This window comes from Streptomyces sp. DSM 118878 (genome assembly GCF_052936595.1).
Map to the genome: position 1 here is coordinate 5,540,999 of NZ_CP193622.1, position 16,881 is coordinate 5,557,879.

Annotated in this window: 17 protein-coding genes and 2 tRNA genes; 9 read left to right on the top strand and 10 right to left on the bottom strand. The window is 70.5% G+C overall.

Annotated elements, in window-relative coordinates:
* Positions 1–59 precede the first annotated feature (59 nt).
* Positions 60–569: an ATP-binding protein gene (locus ACRAKF_RS24790; RefSeq protein ID WP_447039657.1), complete on the top strand. Its 510-nt coding sequence runs from the start codon at positions 60–62 to the stop codon at positions 567–569.
* Positions 570–681: 112 nt separating this feature from the next.
* Here the strand turns inward: ACRAKF_RS24790 and ACRAKF_RS24795 are convergent, their stop codons facing one another.
* Positions 682–1,710, bottom strand: coding sequence for an ABC transporter permease subunit (locus ACRAKF_RS24795; RefSeq protein ID WP_447039659.1), 1,029 nt, complete (start codon positions 1,708–1,710; stop codon positions 682–684).
* On the bottom strand, positions 1,707–2,762 hold the full coding sequence (locus ACRAKF_RS24800) for an ABC transporter ATP-binding protein (protein WP_447039661.1): 1,056 nt from the start codon (positions 2,760–2,762) through the stop codon (positions 1,707–1,709). Before ACRAKF_RS24800 ends, ACRAKF_RS24795 begins: the two co-directional genes overlap by 4 nt.
* A gap of 314 nt (positions 2,763–3,076) precedes the next feature.
* Here ACRAKF_RS24800 and ACRAKF_RS24805 point away from each other — a divergent pair, with 314 nt between their 5' ends.
* Positions 3,077–4,354, top strand: a complete 1,278-nt coding sequence (locus ACRAKF_RS24805; protein WP_447039663.1) for a sensor histidine kinase — start codon at positions 3,077–3,079, stop codon at positions 4,352–4,354.
* Positions 4,351–5,016, top strand: a complete 666-nt coding sequence (locus ACRAKF_RS24810; RefSeq protein WP_447039665.1) for a response regulator — start codon at positions 4,351–4,353, stop codon at positions 5,014–5,016. Before ACRAKF_RS24805 ends, ACRAKF_RS24810 begins: the two co-directional genes overlap by 4 nt.
* 39 nt (positions 5,017–5,055) lie before the next feature.
* Here the strand turns inward: ACRAKF_RS24810 and ACRAKF_RS24815 are convergent, their stop codons facing one another.
* From ACRAKF_RS24815 to ACRAKF_RS24845, 7 genes are all read right to left on the bottom strand, one after another.
* The gene (locus tag ACRAKF_RS24815) at positions 5,056–5,643 is read right to left on the bottom strand and encodes a Uma2 family endonuclease (protein WP_447039667.1); all 588 of its coding nucleotides are present in this window, start codon (positions 5,641–5,643) and stop codon (positions 5,056–5,058) included.
* Between the two features lie 139 nt (positions 5,644–5,782).
* Complete coding sequence (locus ACRAKF_RS24820) at positions 5,783–5,995, bottom strand: acyl-CoA carboxylase subunit epsilon (protein ID WP_447039669.1); 213 nt, start codon at positions 5,993–5,995, stop codon at positions 5,783–5,785.
* Between the two features lie 29 nt (positions 5,996–6,024).
* Complete coding sequence (locus tag ACRAKF_RS24825) at positions 6,025–7,569, bottom strand: acyl-CoA carboxylase subunit beta (RefSeq protein WP_447039671.1); 1,545 nt, start codon at positions 7,567–7,569, stop codon at positions 6,025–6,027.
* Between the two features lie 126 nt (positions 7,570–7,695).
* Complete coding sequence (locus ACRAKF_RS24830) at positions 7,696–8,127, bottom strand: hypothetical protein (protein WP_447039672.1); 432 nt, start codon at positions 8,125–8,127, stop codon at positions 7,696–7,698.
* 428 nt (positions 8,128–8,555) lie between these two features.
* The gene (locus ACRAKF_RS24835) at positions 8,556–9,347 is read right to left on the bottom strand and encodes an AfsR/SARP family transcriptional regulator (protein WP_447039674.1); all 792 of its coding nucleotides are present in this window, start codon (positions 9,345–9,347) and stop codon (positions 8,556–8,558) included.
* Between the two features lie 401 nt (positions 9,348–9,748).
* A tRNA-OTHER gene (locus tag ACRAKF_RS24840) sits at positions 9,749–9,845 on the bottom strand.
* Between the two features lie 12 nt (positions 9,846–9,857).
* Positions 9,858–9,951 (bottom strand) — tRNA-OTHER (locus ACRAKF_RS24845).
* A 198-nt stretch (positions 9,952–10,149) separates the two neighbouring features.
* Between ACRAKF_RS24845 and ACRAKF_RS24850 the strand changes: the two genes are divergently transcribed.
* From ACRAKF_RS24850 to fabI, 6 genes are all read left to right on the top strand, one after another.
* Entirely contained in the window at positions 10,150–11,142 is a 993-nt protein-coding gene (locus ACRAKF_RS24850; RefSeq protein WP_447039676.1) for a DUF2156 domain-containing protein, read from the top strand.
* Positions 11,143–11,188: 46 nt separating this feature from the next.
* Positions 11,189–11,401, top strand: coding sequence for a hypothetical protein (locus tag ACRAKF_RS24855; protein ID WP_447039678.1), 213 nt, complete (start codon positions 11,189–11,191; stop codon positions 11,399–11,401).
* A 377-nt stretch (positions 11,402–11,778) separates the two neighbouring features.
* A complete protein-coding gene (locus ACRAKF_RS24860) occupies positions 11,779–12,879 on the top strand; it encodes a fatty acid desaturase family protein (RefSeq protein WP_447039680.1) in 1,101 nt (366 codons plus the stop codon).
* A complete protein-coding gene (locus ACRAKF_RS24865; RefSeq protein WP_447039682.1) occupies positions 12,879–14,315 on the top strand; it encodes an MFS transporter in 1,437 nt (478 codons plus the stop codon). Before ACRAKF_RS24860 ends, ACRAKF_RS24865 begins: the two co-directional genes overlap by 1 nt.
* Before the next feature lie 13 nt (positions 14,316–14,328).
* Positions 14,329–14,652 carry a ferredoxin gene (fdxA, locus tag ACRAKF_RS24870; RefSeq protein WP_447039684.1) on the top strand — a complete coding sequence of 108 codons (324 nt, stop codon included), beginning with the start codon at positions 14,329–14,331 and terminating at the stop codon, positions 14,650–14,652.
* Complete coding sequence (gene fabI / locus ACRAKF_RS24875; RefSeq protein ID WP_447039685.1) at positions 14,649–15,413, top strand: enoyl-ACP reductase FabI; 765 nt, start codon at positions 14,649–14,651, stop codon at positions 15,411–15,413. Before fdxA ends, fabI begins: the two co-directional genes overlap by 4 nt.
* A 111-nt stretch (positions 15,414–15,524) precedes the next feature.
* Here the strand turns inward: fabI and serS are convergent, their stop codons facing one another.
* The gene (serS, locus tag ACRAKF_RS24880; RefSeq protein WP_447039687.1) at positions 15,525–16,802 is read right to left on the bottom strand and encodes a serine--tRNA ligase; all 1,278 of its coding nucleotides are present in this window, start codon (positions 16,800–16,802) and stop codon (positions 15,525–15,527) included.
* Between the last annotated feature and the right edge of the window lie 79 nt (positions 16,803–16,881).

The window sequence follows — 16,881 nt, forward strand, 5'->3', positions numbered from 1 at the left end:
CCGGCTGAGGCGATCCGCCCGGCCGACGCCTCAACTCGCTCACACGAGAGGGAACTTCCATGTCCACCGTATCCCCGCTTCCGGGTGGCCCCGCCCCTTTCCCGGGTGCGTACACCCTTCATCTCCCTCATGACCCCCGCGCCCCCGGTATTGGCCGCGCCCTGCTCCGCCTGGTTCTGGAGGCGCACGGCCGGGGGGAACTGGTGGCGGATGCCGAGCTGTTGGGGTCGGAGCTGTTGACCAACGCTCATCTGCACACCTCCGGTCCGTACGCCCTGCGTCTCGGGCCCGGTGTCGCCGATCCTGGGCGGGTCCGCGTGGCGGTCTGGGACGGTGACCCGAAGATTCCCGCCGGGTTCGAACGGGGCGGGCCGCGCGTCGACGCGTGTGCGGAGAGTGGGCGCGGGCTCTTCCTCGTACGGGCCCATGCGGATGACTGGGGCGCGTATTCGTTCCCGGACGAGCGGGGCGGGAAGCTGTTGTGGGCCGAGTGCGGTGACCGGGGCCGGTGGGGTGGCAGCGCCAGCGCCAGCGCCAGCGCCTGGGGCGGGCCTTCCCTGCGCTGGTGATCGCGTTTCGGTCGCCCATGCGAGCGGAGAGTGACAGCCCGTGGCGACCGGCCTGCGGCCCTGCGGCACTGGGGGGGCTGCGAAGCCACGGGGCTGCGGGGCTGCGGGCCGGTCACAGGAGTCGCTTGCGGCCCCAGGTGAGGATGAACGTGACGATGGCCGCGGTGGCCGTCAGCATGATGGCGGCTCCCATCCACTGCATGGTCTGCATCTGGGAGACGGGAAGGTAGTCCTTCGACCAGCCGATGACGTGCTGTGACTCCAGGCAGGCCGTGTGCGCCCGGGCGTTCTCGATCTTGTCGAGGCACGTCGTCCAGTCCAGGCGGGCTCCGGAGTCCGTGAGGAAGTCGGTGCCCTGGCCCTGCTGTACCGCCTGGGCCGGCAGCTCAGGCTGCCGGGCGCCGGGGCCGACGCCCTTGTCGGTGGTGACCGAAAGGACATGGCCCAGGTCCAGCCGGAAGCGGCCCCAGACGACGGCGATCGCCACTGCGATGCCGAGTGTGACCACCATGGACACCAGCGTGCGGCGCAGGAGCATGCCGACCGCCGCGCCCACGGTGAACGTGAGCAGGGCGTACGCCGCCGGCATGGGACCCGTGACGTCGAAGATCGAGCCGCTCGTCCACTCCAGGCTGTCGGCACGGCTCCGCACCGGGTTCCACCACCAGGTGAAGACGGCGCCCAGCAGGGTGGTGGACAGGGCGAGCAGCGCGGCGGGCATCGCGAGCTTCGTGACGAGCCAGCGGAGGCGGCTGACCGACTGCGAGGTCACCAGCTTCGCCGTGCCGGACTCCAGGTCGCCCGCCACGAGCGGGGCACCGATGAGGACACCCGCCAGGATGGGTACGTAGCCCAGATAGCTGCCGACGCTGAAAAGCTGGCCGGTGTATTCCTCGAGGTCAGCGCCCCCCTGCGTGGGCGTGGCCAGGTAGTTCGTCAGCTCGCCGCGCAGGTAGACCATGGCCAGCGCGGTCAGGAGCGTCAGGGCGAGCAGCGTCCAGAACGCCGCCCGGTGCTGGCGCCAGACGAGCCAGACCGGGCCCCCGAGCCGCGGGACCCGTCCCTTGCGCGGAGGGCGCGTGGCTGAAGGGCGCGTGTCTGAAGCGGCCGTGCGGGCCGGGTCAGCGGTGAACGTGGTCATGCGGTCACAGCCTTCTGCCGGTCGCGGGTGATGACGTCGTGGATGTCGCCGGGCCGGGCGCCGGGGGCGATCAGCGGAGGCGCGTCGGGCGCGCGCAGGTAGGCGAGCAGCAGCTCCTCCAGGGTGGGCGGTTCCGCCGGGCCGCCGTACTGGATCGGGGCGCCGAGGCGGACCAGAACGCCCGGTCGGCCGTCGCCGCCGTGCGGGTCGGACTCGACGACCTGGTGCGGGCTCCCGGCCGGGAACGACGTGCCCGGCGGGACCGCGAACAGAGCGTGCGCCGCGCGCAGTTCGTTCACCTCGCCCGCCAGGCGCAGGCCGCCGTTCGCCACGACGACGAGGTAGTCGCAGACATGCTCCAGCTCGGCGAGCATGTGCGAGGAGATCAGTACGGTCGTGCCGCGTTCGGCGGCAGCCGCCGTCAGCGTCGCCATGAGTTCACGGCGGACCAGCGGGTCGAGGTCGGCCATCGGTTCGTCGAGGATCAGCAGGTCGGGGCGCTTCCCGAAGGCCAGGGCGAAGGCGACGCGAGTGCGCTGTCCGCCGGACAGCGTGCCGATCCTCGCCTCCAGCGGCACCTGGCCCGCGCGGACGAGGTCCTCGGCGACCCGCTGGTCCCAGCGGGGGTTCAGTTCGCGGCCGAGCCGCAGCGTCTCGGCCACGGTGAAGCGCCGGAACAGCGGCTTCTCCTGGGTGAGGAACGCGGTCCGCATGACCGCTTCCGTCGATCCCGGTGCCGCGCCGAAGATCCGCAGGGCGCCGGTCGTTGGGCGGATCATGTCGGTGGCCAGGCCCATCAGCGTGCTCTTGCCCGCGCCGTTGGGTCCTACGAGGCCGCAGATCCGCCCGGTCGGCAGCCGGAACGAGACGTCGCGCAGGGCCCAGCCACGCCGGTACTTCTTGCCCAGTCCGTACGCCTCGATCGCGGACTCGGTGGGCTGTGGGGGGTACGGGGGCTGCCAGGACTGCGGGGACTGCGGGGACTGTGGGGGCGTGCTCGCGGAATGCCGTGCTCCCGGTCCGTTGCCCAGGTGCATCGTCGCGTTGTCCATGAGTGGGTGGCTCCTGTCATGGGGGAGGGGGCCGTGGGGGGCCTCCGTGGGTCCGCACTACGGTGGCGTTGGCTGCCGCTCGCGGTGGACACCACTCTGCTCGGCCGCGTTCCGCGGGGTATCGGGCGAAAGACAGATCATGGGCGGCAGACTCCGACTTTCGGCCGGTGCGCGAGATTCCGGGGGTGCGGGATCGTGGCGGCATGGTTCACGGGTTGAGAGAGCGCCGCGTGGTGAACGGGTTGCGCGTGGTGAACGGGTTGAGGGAGCTGAGAGGACTGAGGGAGCTGAGAGGACTGAGGGAGCTGAGACGGGTGCGTGACGTGGCGGAGGCGGCGACCAGGGCAAGCGCGTCCGCGGACGCGCGGCGGAACGGGCCCACGCGGCTGCTGCCCCTCACGGCATGGATGCTGCTGGTCGCGGCCCTCGCCGGCCTGGTCCTCCTCGACCTGCTGGCCGGCTTCTACTGGATCGAGAGCCACGGCCCCACCAAGCTGATCGGCACCTTGCTGGCCGTCGGAGCGGCCATCGCCTCGCCCCGCATCGACGGGGAGCGGAAGCTGCCGAAGCTCGTCTGCGCGATCGCGTTCGTGTCGCTCTGCCTCTCGGTGTGGCTGCACGCGGAGATGGTCGCCACTTCGCAGGCCCTCGGGTTCGCCGAACCGGCGGCGCTCGTGTGGCTCCTGCTGGTCGTCGCCCGGCAGGGGAAGCCCTCGTGGGTCGTGGCGACCGTGCCCGTGCTGTGCATGGCGATCGTGCTGCGGCCCATGGCGGTCTCGGTGCGGCAGTCCACCATCATCATGGCGCTGCTCTTCGCCCTCGCCGCGGTCACCGCGCTTGGCATCGGTCTCGGGACGCGGCTACTCCTGGTGGACCGGCGGCGGCAGGCGGCGGCTCTCAGGCTGGAGCAGCGTACGGAGTTCGCCAGGGACCTGCACGACTTCGTCGCCCACCATGTGACCGGCATCGTCGTACAGGCGCAGGGGGCCCACGCGGTCGCGGACCGGCGGCCCGAACTGGTGCCGCCCGCGTTGCAGCGGATCGAACAGGCCGGCTCGGAGGCGTTGACCTCCATGCGGCACATGGTGGGGATGCTGCGTGACGCCGACGGGGAGGTGGCGGTGACACCGCTGGCGGGCATCGACGAGGTGCGTTCGCTCGTCGAGGAGTTCTCGGCGATGGGCAGCGCGCGGGCCCGGCTCGATCTGGAGGGTGCCGTCGACGATCTGCCGGTGGAGGTGACCACCACGGCGCACCGGGTGGTGATGGAGGCCCTGACCAACGTACGCAAACACGCCCACGGTTGCACCGAGGTACGGGTATGGGTGAGCCGCTCGGTGGACCGGTTGACCGTACGGGTCACCGACGACGGCAGGCCGCGCCATGTCTCCCACGGCGGCTTCGGCCTGAAGGGCCTGGCCGAGCGGGTGGACCTGATCGGCGGAAGCGTTCAGGCCGGGCCGGTGACGACCGGCGGCTGGGCCGTCGAGGCGACGCTCCCGGCGCCGACGGGCGGGGGGACCATGGGCGGAGGGGCCGTCGCTGGATCGGCCGCCGCCGGTACGGCCGCCGCGCGGGTGGCGGCGTCATGACCATCCGGGTTCTGATCGCCGACGATCAGGCCATGGTCCGCGCGGGGTTCGCGATGATCCTCGGCGCGGAGGACGACATCGACGTCGTCGGCGAGGCCGTGGACGGGGTCCACGCCGTGGAACTCGCCGGGCTCCACCGGCCCGACGTCGTCCTGATGGACATCCGCATGCCCCGTATGGACGGCCTGGAGGCACTGCGCAGGCTGACGCTCCCCGGCACGGTGAACCCGCCGAAGGTCGTCGTGGTGACGACGTTCGACGACGACGAGTACGTGCAACGTGCCCTGAGCCAGGGCGCCTCGGGCTTCCTCATCAAGGACTCGGGCCCCGCCCTGCTCGTCGAGGCCATCAGGGCGGCGGCCTCCGGGGAGGCGCTGGTGAGCCCGGCGATCACCGTTCGGCTCCTGCGGCGCCTCAACAGCACGGCCCCCGCCCCTCGGGAGCCGCACACCGCGCTCTCCGAACGGGAGACGGACCTGGTCCGCCTGGTGGCCCGGGGCCTGACGAACGCCGAGATCGCCGGTGAGCTGACCATCTCACTGGGCACGGTGAAGACCCACCTCGGCAACGTGCAGACGAAACTGTCCGCCCGCAATCGCGTGGAGATCGCCGCGTGGGCCTGGGAATCAGGGCTGGTGGAGGGGCGGGGGCGGGCCGGATGACGTGCGAGCGAGGCCGCGAGCGAGGGCGCGAGCGAGAGGTCAGCCAGGCCGGCCGGGCGAGGGTGCGAGCGCGTCGAGGTCGAGGGTGATCTCGAACGGCACCGGCCGGTGGAGCTTCTGGCGGAAGATTCCGGCCGGGGCATAGACGCCGGTCGGCCCGTCCAGCTCGTAGGCGTGGACCACGGGTGCGCCGTCCTCGTCCTCGATGCACCAGTAGTGCGGAATCCCGGCCTCGGCGTACTTGCGGAGCTTGACCGTGCGGTCGCGGTGGGCCGATTCGGGGGAGACCACCTCGATGACGAGCTGCACCTCCTCCGGCGCGAACCAGGTCCGGTCGCCGTCGAAGTCGGCCGTCGTCACGAGCAGGTCCGGCTCGGGCCGGTTGCGCGGGTCGAGCTTGACGGTCATCTCGCGGCCGACCGTGGTTCCGGCGGGGGCTTGCCGCATGAGGGCGACGGTCAGCATGGTGACGAGGTGGCCGTGCCACCACCGCTGTGGGGACATCATGAAGACGAGCGCTCCATCGATGAGCTCGGTGTGGCGAGGTGCCTCGGGGAGGCGGTCCAAGTCCTCCGCGAACCAGCCTTCCGCGCGTGGCGGGCGCATCCAGTCGGGCAGTGCGGTCATGGGACAACCTTAGCCATTACAGACGTTCTGCGGGCCTGCGGCGCTGATCTTCGGAGACGGGGACGAGTGGAGGGCCGTGCCCCGGGTGGGTCGGTTGGGGGCGGCCCTCCATTCGTGCCATTCGTGCGGTGGACGCTTGTCAGCCCTGCCAGCTATGAGGGGCCAGGTAGTTGTCCCTGCGCCAGGCCGTCATGGGGGGCTTGTCGGCGGGGATCGAGGGATGGGGGGTCGCCCGGGAGAGGAGGAGGACTGTCAGGGCTGCCAGTTCGGCCTCCGTGGGGGTGCCCTTTTCTATGCGGATGTCCGCCTCTGCCGTTTCTATGCGGATGTCTGCCTCTGCCGTGGATCGCATGGGACCTCCGGAGTGGAAGGGGGGCGTGACTACTGCGGGGGATTGCCGTGTTTGCGGGCCGGGCGGTCCGCGTGTTTGTTGGCCAGCATGGCGAGGCTGGAGATCAGGACCTGGCGGGTTTCCGCGGGGTCGATGACGTCGTCGACCAGGCCGCGCTCGGCGGCGTAGTAGGGGTGCATGAGCTCGGCCTTGTACTCCTTGACCATGCGGGCGCGCATGGCTTCGGGGTCTTCGGCGGCGGCGATCTGGCGGCGGAAGATCACGTTGGCCGCGCCTTCGGCGCCCATGACCGCGATCTCGTTGGTGGGCCAGGCGTAGGTGAGGTCGGCGCCGATGGACTGGCTGTCCATGACGATGTACGCGCCGCCGTACGCCTTGCGCAGGATCAGGGAGATGCGCGGGACCGTGGCGTTGCAGTAGGCGTACAGGAGTTTGGCGCCGTGGCGGATGATGCCGCCGTGTTCCTGGTCCACGCCCGGCAGGAAGCCGGGGACGTCGAGGAGCGTGACGATCGGGATGTTGAAGGCGTCGCACATCTGGACGAAGCGGGCCGCCTTCTCCGACGCCTCGATGTCCAGGACGCCGGCCAGGGCCTGCGGCTGGTTGGCGACGATGCCGACGACCTTGCCGTCCAGCCGGGCGAGCGCGCAGATGATGTTCCGCGCCCAGCGCTCGTGGACCTCAAGGAAGTCACCGTCGTCCACCAACTCCTCGATGACCTGGTGCATGTCGTACGGGCGGTTGCCGTCCACCGGGACCAGATCGAGCAGCGCCTCGCCCGAGCGGTCCGGCGGGTCGTCGCAGTCGTGGGCCGGGGGGTTCTCGCGGTTGTTCGACGGCAGCATGGAGAGCAGGTAGCGCACTTCTTCGAGGCAGGTCTCCTCGTCGTCGTACGCGAAGTGCGCGACGCCCGAGGTCTCGGCGTGCACGTCCGCGCCGCCCAGACCGTTCTGGGTGATCTCCTCGCCCGTGACCGCGCGGACCACGTCCGGGCCCGTGATGAACATCTGCGAGGTCTCGCGGACCATGAACACGAAGTCCGTGAGCGCCGGGCTGTACGCGGCGCCGCCCGCGCACGGGCCCAGCATCACGCTGATCTGCGGGATCACGCCCGACGCCTTGGTGTTGCGCTGGAAGATGCCGCCGTAGCCCGCCAGGGCCGTGACGCCTTCCTGGATGCGCGCGCCCGCGCCGTCGTTCAGCGAGACCAGCGGGGCGCCCGCGGCGATGGCCATGTCCATGATCTTGTGGATCTTCGTGGCGTGGGCCTCGCCGAGCGCCCCGCCGAAGATCCGGAAGTCGTGCGCGTAGACGAAGACCGTACGGCCCTCGACCGTGCCCCATCCGGTGACGACACCGTCGGTGTAGGGCCGTTTCGCCTCCAGGCCGAAACCGGTCGCCCGGTGCCGGCGCAGGGGTTCGACCTCGCGGAACGAGCCCTCGTCCAGGAGCAGCGCGATGCGCTCGCGGACGGTGAGCTTGCCCTTGGCCTTCTGAGCGGCGGTGGCCGGTTCGCCGGGTCCCGCGAGGGCCCGCTCCCGTATGTCCGCCAGCTCCGCGACGTGGAGTCTCATCCTCTCCCCTTACCGGTTGCCGTTTGCCGTCACCGGGATGCGGCGTCTGCTCGGTCGGTTGGCCAGATGGTCGGTTGGCCAGTCGGCCAGTCGGCCAGTCGGCCAGTCGGCCAGTCGGCCAGTCGGTCAGTTGGTCAGCTTGCGCAGGGCGCTGATCTGCAGGACGGCGAACCCGCCCACGACCAAGGCCTGCATGGGGATCCACACCGTGCCGATCGTGTTCGGGTCGAACCAGCCGAAGACCGCGGTGGCGATGCTGGCCACGGCCCAGATCAGGTTGGCCTCGATGACGAGCTTGGTGGCCGCGGCCGACGGCACGTTCTGGCGGGCCAGCAGGCCGACGAGCAGGCCGTACACGGTGAGGAACGCGCCGATGCCGCGCAGCAGCCCGGCATCCATGTCGAGGAGGTCGCCGACGGGGCCCGCGGCGGCCAGGTAGATGAGGCCGTTGCCGCCGGTGACGATGGCGTCGAGGCCGAGGAAGAGACGCAGCGGGCGCGCGGCGGACGAGTTCGTGGCCGCGGTGCCGAGGCGAGTGGTGGTCTGGCTCGTGGTCATGAAAACTCCTGGTGGATACGGTCGGTGGTCGGTTGTCGGTGGTGCCCGATCGGGGGTACGGGGCCGGAGGGCGAGGGTGTTCCCGCCGTACGGACGCGTGGCGACACGGTCCGCGCGGAGTGCGGGCGCCCGCTTTCGGTTCCAACGGTTCCGATGGTGGCAACCGGCGCTGATGGGGAGCTGACGTGGCGGCTGGGGGTGCGCTTTCGGGGCTCGGGCTCGGGTGCGGGCTCGGGACGCGGGTGCGGGGCGGGAGTTGGGGCCGGCACTAGGGCGCCTACTGCACCTTCCGGCGCGGGCAGCCGCCGCCGGGTTCAACATCGGCTCCTGGCACAGGCACAGGCACAGGCACAGGCACCTGCTCCAGCACAGGCTCCGGCACCAGTAGCCGTCCCCGTGCAAGCGTCACCGCCGTGCAGTCGGACCGTTCACGCCGGCTGGAGCAGTACGACGGCCGCCTTCGTCAGCGAAGGGTCATGCGCGAGGATCGCGTGTTCCACCTGGCGCAGGGCGGGGGACGGGTCGATGCCGAGTTCGTCCGAGAGGTGTTGCCGCATGGCACGGTAGACGTTCAGCGCGTCCGCCTGGCGGCCCGAGCGGTACAGGGCCACCATCAACTGCTCGCAGAAGCGTTCCCGCAAGGGATGATTACTGTGTGCCTCGTGCAGTTCCGCGAGCATCGCCGCGTGCCGGCCCAGCCGCAGTTCCGCCTCGAAGCGCAGTTCCATGGCCCGCATCCGGTATTCCTCGTAGCGGGCGCAGGCCAGTTGGCATATGGTGCCGCCGGGGAAATCGCCGAATACCGGGCCGCGCCACAGACCGAGTGCCTGCCCCAGCAATGTCGCCGTGGCGGCGTCATCCGTGTCGCCCGCGGCCTCCGCCTGCCGGACGGCCTTGGTGAATTCCGCGGCGTCGAATTCGCCCTCGTGGATCGTCAGGCGGTAGCCGGAGGGGTGCATCGTCACCCTCGGGACCATGAGTTCCGGCTCCAGGCTCTTCAGTTTGCGGCGGAGCCTGCTGATATGCGCCTGCAATGCGTTGACCTGTTTGTCGGGCAGGTCGTCGCCCCACATCTCCTCGACGAGGATTTCGCCCGGGACCGGGCGGCCCTCGCTGACCAGCAGAGTCTGAATCAGATTCCTCTGGAGATCACCCGAGATCTCCGCAGCACCTAATGCGGTGCGGATCTGCAGCGCTCCGAGAATCGAAAAGCTCAGCATGCCGTTTCCCCCTTGGCTTTCGTTGCTGCAACGTCGGGGCGGTTCAACTGCCGTGTCGCCAGGGCCATCGGTGCTGCGGTGTGGGGGACCGCGGGGTGGAGGTCGGCTTGGCGATCTCTGGGCGTCCCCGACCGGGGGGAGACAGGGGGGTCGACCCTCTGGCTCCCTTCCGAGGGGAACCCTCTCACGGTATCATTCCTTTGGGAAGGTATTTTTTTGAACGAGTCGGCTCAGGGGGATGGGAAGGCGTCTGACCTGCTGGTTCATCCGTGGGATCCGGGACACGCCCTGGACGCGGAGCCGCCCCGGTTGGCCGATCCGCTGTCGCGGGGGCGCCGGGGCGACTGCTTCGTCGAGGCGGGGGAGGCCCGACGAAGTGAATATGGAAGCCGAAGTTCCGCTGGCGGAGAGGGCAGGATTCGAACCTGCGTGGGCCGCAAGGACCCGACCGTGAGCCGTAGCTCGAAGTCCCCGTTAAGCCGCTCCGGGCACCTCTCCTGGTGGTGTGCGCGGAGAGGGCAGGATTCGAACCTGCGTGGGCCGCAAGGACCCGACCGTGAGCCGTAGCTCGAAGTCCCCGATAAGCCGCTCCGGGCACCTCTCCTTGTTCCCGGCCCGGTTTCCCTTGCCGTTCACAGGTAGAACATTGCCAGGTGCTTCTGACGGGACGCTGACATATCTCTGACGTGGCCCGCGATGCCCGCCGTATCCCTGGCCCGCAGGGTTTTCCACCCTTCCCTTCAAAGGGCCCACGGTGCTCTACTCTCCTCGTCCGCAACGGCTTCCGGAAGGAATTCGGATCATGACCGTGACCACCGTGGAAAACCCGATTCTCACAGCACTCCGCACCCATACGCAGGCCGAGAATCCCAGCGCTTTCCTCGCGCTGAACAGCGGCAACAGTTCATTCACGCTGCCAGGAACGGACGGCGTCGTCGTCTACCGCAGGACCGGCCGGTTCGCCGTCCAGTTCGGCGGGCCCTTCGCCGCCCCGGAGGAGTACGACACCCTCCTCGACGGGTTCCGGCGCCATGTGAAGGACGAGGGACTCACCCACGTCGGCGTACAGCTCCAGCGCGCCGACGCCGAGCGGTACGCGCGGCTCGGCTTCACCGTCAACCAGATCGGTGCCTCCTGGGCGGTGAGCCTCCCGGAGTTCACCCTGCGCGGCACCCGCTTCATGCAGCTGCGCAACAAGATCTCCCGGGCCTACCGCAACGGCCTCCAGATCCAGGAGGTCAAGGCCGACGCCTTCCAGGAGGCGCTGGAGACCATCGACGGCGCCTGGCTCTCCAGCAAGGGTGCCGCCCGTCCCCTGGAGTTCCTCGTCGGCGAGATCGGCGGCGAAGTCCAGGCGGAGCGGCGCCTGTTCGTCGGGACGATCGCCGGGGCTCCGGTCGCGTACATCTCGTACTCGCCGGTCTACGGCAGCAGGGCCGGGTGGATGCACGACCTCAGCCGGCGCGTGCCCGACGGGTCGCCGGGGCTGATGGAGGCCATCAACGCGCACGCCATCGAGGTGTTCCGCGGCGAGGGCGTCCAGTGGCTGCACTTCGGCTTCACGCCCTTCACCGGGCTCGAAGCGGAGCACGAACTGGACGGCCACAGCCCGGCGTTCCAGTGGTTGATGCACGCCCTGTGGGCCGAGGGCGCCGCGCTCTACCCGGCGCAGACGCAGCTCTCGTACAAGCAGAAGTGGGCTCCCGACGCGCTCATACCCGAGTACGTCGCCTTCGACGGGCCCGCCTCGCTGGCCTCCTTCGCGCACATCTTCCGCGCCTGCAACGCCTTCTGACCACCAGCGGCACGCGACCAGCCCCGACCGACAGGAGTCGACAGCGATGAGCGACAACACCACCGAGGCCACCGAGACCACCGCGACCACCGAATCCGCCGAAACCACCGACCCCGCCGACACCCTCAAGCACGCCATGATCGAGCAGCTCATGGGCATCATCGGGGCCCCCGACGACCAGGACGTCGCCCGCGCCGCGGACGCCGTGGTCCACGAGCTGGACGCCCTGCTCCGAGCTGAGTCGGAGCCGGCGGCCTGAGAGCCTGTGTCATAACCCCGGCCGGGCGCGCGACGCCTGGCACGCACGCTCGCGGCGTTGCCGAAACGCCCTAGTAGCTCCGCTACGAGGACGCTCCGGCGCCTTGCGATCGCACGCACCAGACGCCGCGCGCTGACCCGACCGGAGTTATGACACAGGCTCTGACCGGCGCGACGCGGCGCGACGCGGCGCGGTGCCGTTGCCGGCGAGGTCCGCGGCCAGCTCCGCATCAGCGTCACATCAGCGCCGCACGGAACGCTGCAGACACGTTCGCCCGGCGTCCGGCCGGTGGGGTACCGCACTGTGCCCCAGCGGAACCGGCGCGCTGGGCGGGCGCCGCCGCCCGGTTCGGGCACTTCTTCCGAGGAGAGCTTCGTATGCAGCGTCCGCACGTCCAAGAGACCGGTGTCGCCGTCGCCCCGCAGCACACCGCAGCTCCGCAGCGCCCCGGGGCATCCGCCACGTTCTCCGAGCTCCTCAAACGGGTCAAGGCCGAGGGGCTCCTCGATCTCGATCCGAGGTACTACATAGGGCGGCTGATCCGGAACACCACGCTGCTGGTGGCCGGGCTCACCGCGTTCTTCCTGGTGGGCGACTCGTGGTGGACGCTCGTCGTGGCGGTGTGGATGGGCCTCTGCGGTGGCCAGTCCTCGTTCATGTGGCACGACGCGGGACACAAGGCGATGTTCCGCGACAAGCGGGCCGCCAACGCCGTCGGTTACTTCCACGCCAACTTCGTCAACGGGGTCAGCTTCGGCTGGTGGGTCAACCACCACAACCGCCACCACAGCAACCCCAACCACCTCGACATGGACCCGGACATCGGCCGGCGCACCGCGATCTTCGACCTGAAGCAGTACGCGTCCAGGACGCGTGTGCAGCGCTTCGTCGTGCGCTACCAGAGCGTGCTCTTCTTCGTGCTGCTGGTCCTTGAGTCGTTCAAGATGCACAAGACGGCCGTCAAGTCGATCCGGCAGGGGCTCACCAAGCGTCCCGTGCTGGAGTCCACGCTGCTCGTGGCGCGTGCGGCGATCTATCTGACCTGCGTCTTCACTGTTCTGTCGCCGGTTCTCGCGGTCGCCTTCGTCCTCGTGCAGCAGGCCACGCTCGGCGTCTACTTCGGCATGATCTTCGCGCCGAACCACAAGGGCATGGACGTCCGTGACGGCGACGCGGAGACCCTGGACTGGCTGGAGCGCCAGGTCCTCACCTCGCGCAACATCCGCCCCTCCTGGTTCATCGACTTCCTGTACGGGGGGCTCAACTACCAGGTCGAGCACCACCTGTTCCCCGCCATGCCGCAGAAGAGCCTGGCCCGCGCCCGCGAGCTCACGCGTGAGTACTGCGCCGAGCGTGGCGTGCCCTACCACGAGGTCGGCTTCTTCGCCTCGTACCGCGAGGTCGCCGGGTATCTGCACGAGGTCAGCGCGCCCGTGCGGCGCGGTGAGGTCGACGAACACCTGGGACGGGCCGCCTGATGGTCGACACGGTCACCAGACCGGCGGCCGCGCGCGGCACCGCCACGCAGGCCTCGATCGGTGTCCGGCTCGACCGGATGCCGATCACGCCGACGCACCGCAGCATCACCGCGGTCATCGGCGTCGGCCTGCTCTTCGACACCTTCGAGAACAACCTGTCCGGAACCATCGCCAAGGTGCTCCAGGACGACTTCGCGTTCGGTGCCACCGAGCTGAAGCTCGTCCTCGCCTCGGCCTTCATCGGCCAGTTCATCGGCTCGCTGCTGCTCGGCAAGATCGCCGACCGGTACGGGCGGCGCCGGGCGTTCCTGATCAACCTCGCGATCTACTCGGGCTTCTCGCTGCTCGGCGCCTTCTCGCCGAACGCGGCCTGGCTGATCGTGACCCGGTTCTTCGCCGGCGTCGGCATCGGCGCCGAGCAGAGCCTGTCCGACTGCTACTTGTCCGACGTACTGCCCGCGAAGAAGCGCGGACGGTTCATCGCCTGGGCCTACACCCTGGCCTTCTGCGGAGTGCCCGCCGTGGGCTTCGCCGCCCTGTGGCTCGTCCCGCTGTCGCCGCTCGGCATCGACGGCTGGCGCTGGCTCTTCGTGATCGGGGCGCTCGGCTCGGCCGTGGTGTGGGTGCTGCGCCGCAAGCTCATCGAGTCGCCGCGCTGGCTCGCGACGGCCGGGCGCGAGGACGAGGCGGACGCGCTCGTGTCGCGGATGGAGGCCGAGGTGCCCGGCGGCGCCGCGGTCGCGTACCGGGCCGAGGTGGAGGCCGAGGTGGTGGCCGCCGAGAAGGCCGCCGCCGACGCCCCCGCCACCCGGCTCCGCGACATCTTCCAGCCACACCTGCGCCGGCGTACGGTCATGCTCTGGATCTTCTGTTCGCTCTCGGTGGTCGGGTACTACGGCTTCGGCACGCTCGCGCCGCAGATCCTGGCCGCCAAGGGGTACGGGATCGTCGCGGGCCTCGGATTCACCGCGGTCTGCTTCCTCGGCTACCCCGTGGGCTCCGCGCTCTCCCTGCCGATCATCGACCGCATGGAGCGCAAGAAACTCGTGGCCGTGTCCGCCGGGGCGATGGTCGTGGCCGGGCTCGGCTTCTCCTTCGCGGCCTCGGCGACCTGGATCATGGTGTTCGGCTTCGTCTACACCGTGTGCAGCAACGTCTTCTCCAGCGTCTCGCACGTGTACCTCGCCGAGCAGTACCCGACCGCCATCCGGGCCGCCGCGTCCGGCGCCGCGTACTCGCTGTCGAAACTCAGCGCCGCCGCGCTGCCGTTCGTCCTGCTCCCGGTCCTCCAGTCGTACGGGCCCGGCGCGCTGTTCGCCGTCATCGCCGCCGTGATGACCGCGCTCGCCGTGACCGTCCTGACGCTGGGCGACCGCACCACCGGCGTCTCGGTCGACCGGGCCCCCGCCCCGAAAACCTTCCCCACGACGGACTGAAGAGGAACATGGCATGGCCTACGTCATCGCTCAGCCCTGCGCCGATGTGAAGGACAAGTCCTGCATCGACGAATGCCCCGTGGACTGCATCTACGAGGGCGGTCGCGCCCTCTACATCCACCCCGAGGAGTGCGTGGACTGCGGGGCCTGTGAACCCGTGTGCCCCGTGGAGGCCATCTACTTCGAGGACGACGTGCCCGCCTCCTGGGGCGACCACCGCGGCTCCAACGCCGCCTTCTTCGAGGAGATCGGCTCGCCGGGCGGCGCCTCGGCGCTCGGCGCGCTGCCGCACGACTCCGCCCTCGTGGCGTCCCTGCCGCTGGCGGTGGCGTCATGAGCGGGCTGCTCGCGGGAAAGCGCGTCCTGGTGACGGGTGTCCTCACCGAGGGCTCCATCGCCTTCCACGCCGCCAGGATCGCCCAACTGGAGGGCGCCGAGGTGGTGCTGACCGGCTTCGGGCGGCTCTCCCTGATCGAACGCACCGCGGGCCTGCTGCCGAAGCCCGCCCCGGTCGTCGAGCTGGACGTCACCGACCAGGGGCACCTGGACGGCCTCGCCGGCCGGCTGCGTGAGCACGTGGACGGGCTCGACGGCGTCGTGCACTCCATCGCGTACGGGCCGCCGGGCGCCTTCCACTTCCTGGACGGCGGCTGGGAGGACGTGTCGACCGCCGTGCACGTCTCCGCGTACTCCCTGAAGTCCCTGACCACCGCCTGTCTGCCGCTCATGGAACCGCGCGGCGGCTCCGTGGTGGGTGTCACCTTCGACGCCACGGTGGCCTGGCCGAAGTACGACTGGATGGGGGTCGCCAAGGCGGCCCTGGAGTCCACCAGCCGCTACCTCGCCCGCGACCTGGGCGCCCGCGGCATCCGCTGCAACCTCGTCGCGGCGGGGCCCCTGCGGTCCATGGCCGCCAAGTCCATCCCCGGCTTCTCCGAGCTCGCCGACGACTGGCACACCAGGGCGCCGGCCGGCTGGGACCTCAACGACCCGGAGCCGGCGGCCCGCGGCATCGTCGCGCTGCTCTCCGACTTCTTCCCCCGCACCACGGGGGAGATCGTGCACGTCGACGGCGGGGCCCACATGATGGGCGCCTGACGCCGAGAGGCGTGTACGGCAGCGCGTACGGCAGCGCCTACGGAAGTGGGGGGAGTCCAGGTGATCACCTGGACTCCCCCCACCGGCCGTTCCCCGAGCGGTCCGTGTCGGTCACTCGGTCGTGCCGTCGGGCCGTATCCGCCGGAACCCGGTGTACGGGACGAGCGCCTGCGGCAGCTCCACCGAACCGTCGGGCCTGGCGCCCTGTTCCAGGAGGGCGGCCACCGTACGGCCGATGGGCAGCGCCGAGCCGTTGAGGGTCGCCGCGTGCTCCTTGCGCCCCTCGGCGGTGCGGACCCGGATGCCGGCGCGGCGGGCCTGGAAGGTGCCGCAGTCGGAGACGGAGGAGATCTCCCGGTAGGAGCCGCTGCCCGGCAGCCACACCTCGATGTCGTACGTCATCCGGGCCGAGAACCCGAGGTCACCGGCGGGCAGCAGCACGACGCGGTAGGAGAGTTCCAGGCGCCGCAGGCACTCCTCCGCGTGCCCCACCATGAGTTCGAGCTGCGCCTGCGCGTCCTCGGGGGCGCACACGCGGACCAGCTCCACCTTCTCGAACTGGTGCAGCCGCAGGATGCCGCGGGTGTCCCTGCCGTAGGCCCCGGCCTCGGCGCGGAAGCAGGGCGTGCGGGACGTGAACGCGTACGGCAGGTCGCGGGCGTCCAGCGTCTGCTGCGCGAGCAGGTTGGTGAGCGGCACCTCGGCGGTGGGGATCAGGAACAGCTCGCGGTCGCCGACCTTGGTCGAGAAGAGGTCCTCCTCGAACTTGGGGAGCTGGCCGGTGCCCGTCATGGTGTCGCGGTTGACGAGGAACGGCACGGACTGCTCGGTGTAGCCGTGCTCCGCGGTGTGCAGATCGAGGAAGAAGCCGGCGAGCGCGCGCTCCAGGCGGGCGCCGGGGCCGCGGCTCACGGTGAACCGGGCGCCGGAGAGCCGCGCCGCGGACTTGCCGTCGAGGATGCCGAGGGCCTCGCCGACGTCGGCGTGGTGCCGGGCGTCGGAGGCCTCGCAGGGCGGCGGCCCGCCCCGGCGTATCTCCACCGCCTCCTTCTCCGAGTCGCCGTCCGGCACGGTGTCCAGCGGAATGTTGGGAATGGCGAGGGTCAGGTCCGCGAGGAGGCGGCCCGCTTCCTTGGCGGCGGCCTCGGCGCGCTGGACCTCGGCGCGCAGCGCGCGTGCCGCCTCCTTGTCCTGCTCGGAGGGCGGCCCCGAACGGCGTTCGCGCGACGCCTTGTTCATCTCCGTGCGCAGCCGCTCCACCTCGGCCTGCGCCTCGGCACGGCCGCGGTGGGCCGATTCGAGTGCGGTCACGTCGAGGTCGTGGCGGCGTCGGGCGAGCCGCCGGACGGCGTCGGGTCCTGCGGTGATCAGTTCGCGGGGATCGTGCATGACTGCTCCTGGGGTGTGTGGGTGTGTGGGTGTGTCGGGTCCGGGGCACAGGCCCGGCGCGAAGGGTCCGTAATGCGCC

Excerpts from the sequence above, each read along its gene's own strand:
- ACRAKF_RS24810 (WP_447039665.1), top strand. The coding sequence starts at position 4,351 with ATGACCATCCGGGTTCTGATCGCCGACGATCAGGCCATGGTCCGCGCG.
- ACRAKF_RS24800 (WP_447039661.1), bottom strand. The coding sequence starts at position 2,762 with ATGGACAACGCGACGATGCACCTGGGCAACGGACCGGGAGCACGGCAT.
- ACRAKF_RS24795 (WP_447039659.1), bottom strand. The coding sequence starts at position 1,710 with ATGACCACGTTCACCGCTGACCCGGCCCGCACGGCCGCTTCAGACACG.
- ACRAKF_RS24815 (WP_447039667.1), bottom strand. The coding sequence starts at position 5,643 with ATGACCGCACTGCCCGACTGGATGCGCCCGCCACGCGCGGAAGGCTGG.
- ACRAKF_RS24830 (WP_447039672.1), bottom strand. The coding sequence starts at position 8,127 with ATGACCACGAGCCAGACCACCACTCGCCTCGGCACCGCGGCCACGAAC.
- serS (WP_447039687.1), bottom strand. The coding sequence starts at position 16,802 with ATGCACGATCCCCGCGAACTGATCACCGCAGGACCCGACGCCGTCCGG.
- ACRAKF_RS24850 (WP_447039676.1), top strand. The coding sequence starts at position 10,150 with ATGACCGTGACCACCGTGGAAAACCCGATTCTCACAGCACTCCGCACC.
- ACRAKF_RS24865 (WP_447039682.1), top strand. The coding sequence starts at position 12,879 with ATGGTCGACACGGTCACCAGACCGGCGGCCGCGCGCGGCACCGCCACG.
- ACRAKF_RS24860 (WP_447039680.1), top strand. The coding sequence starts at position 11,779 with ATGCAGCGTCCGCACGTCCAAGAGACCGGTGTCGCCGTCGCCCCGCAG.
- ACRAKF_RS24855 (WP_447039678.1), top strand. The coding sequence starts at position 11,189 with ATGAGCGACAACACCACCGAGGCCACCGAGACCACCGCGACCACCGAA.
- ACRAKF_RS24820 (WP_447039669.1), bottom strand. The coding sequence starts at position 5,995 with ATGCGATCCACGGCAGAGGCAGACATCCGCATAGAAACGGCAGAGGCG.
- ACRAKF_RS24825 (WP_447039671.1), bottom strand. The coding sequence starts at position 7,569 with ATGAGACTCCACGTCGCGGAGCTGGCGGACATACGGGAGCGGGCCCTC.
- fabI (WP_447039685.1), top strand. The coding sequence starts at position 14,649 with ATGAGCGGGCTGCTCGCGGGAAAGCGCGTCCTGGTGACGGGTGTCCTC.
- ACRAKF_RS24790 (WP_447039657.1), top strand. The coding sequence starts at position 60 with ATGTCCACCGTATCCCCGCTTCCGGGTGGCCCCGCCCCTTTCCCGGGT.
- ACRAKF_RS24835 (WP_447039674.1), bottom strand. The coding sequence starts at position 9,347 with ATGCTGAGCTTTTCGATTCTCGGAGCGCTGCAGATCCGCACCGCATTA.
- fdxA (WP_447039684.1), top strand. The coding sequence starts at position 14,329 with ATGGCCTACGTCATCGCTCAGCCCTGCGCCGATGTGAAGGACAAGTCC.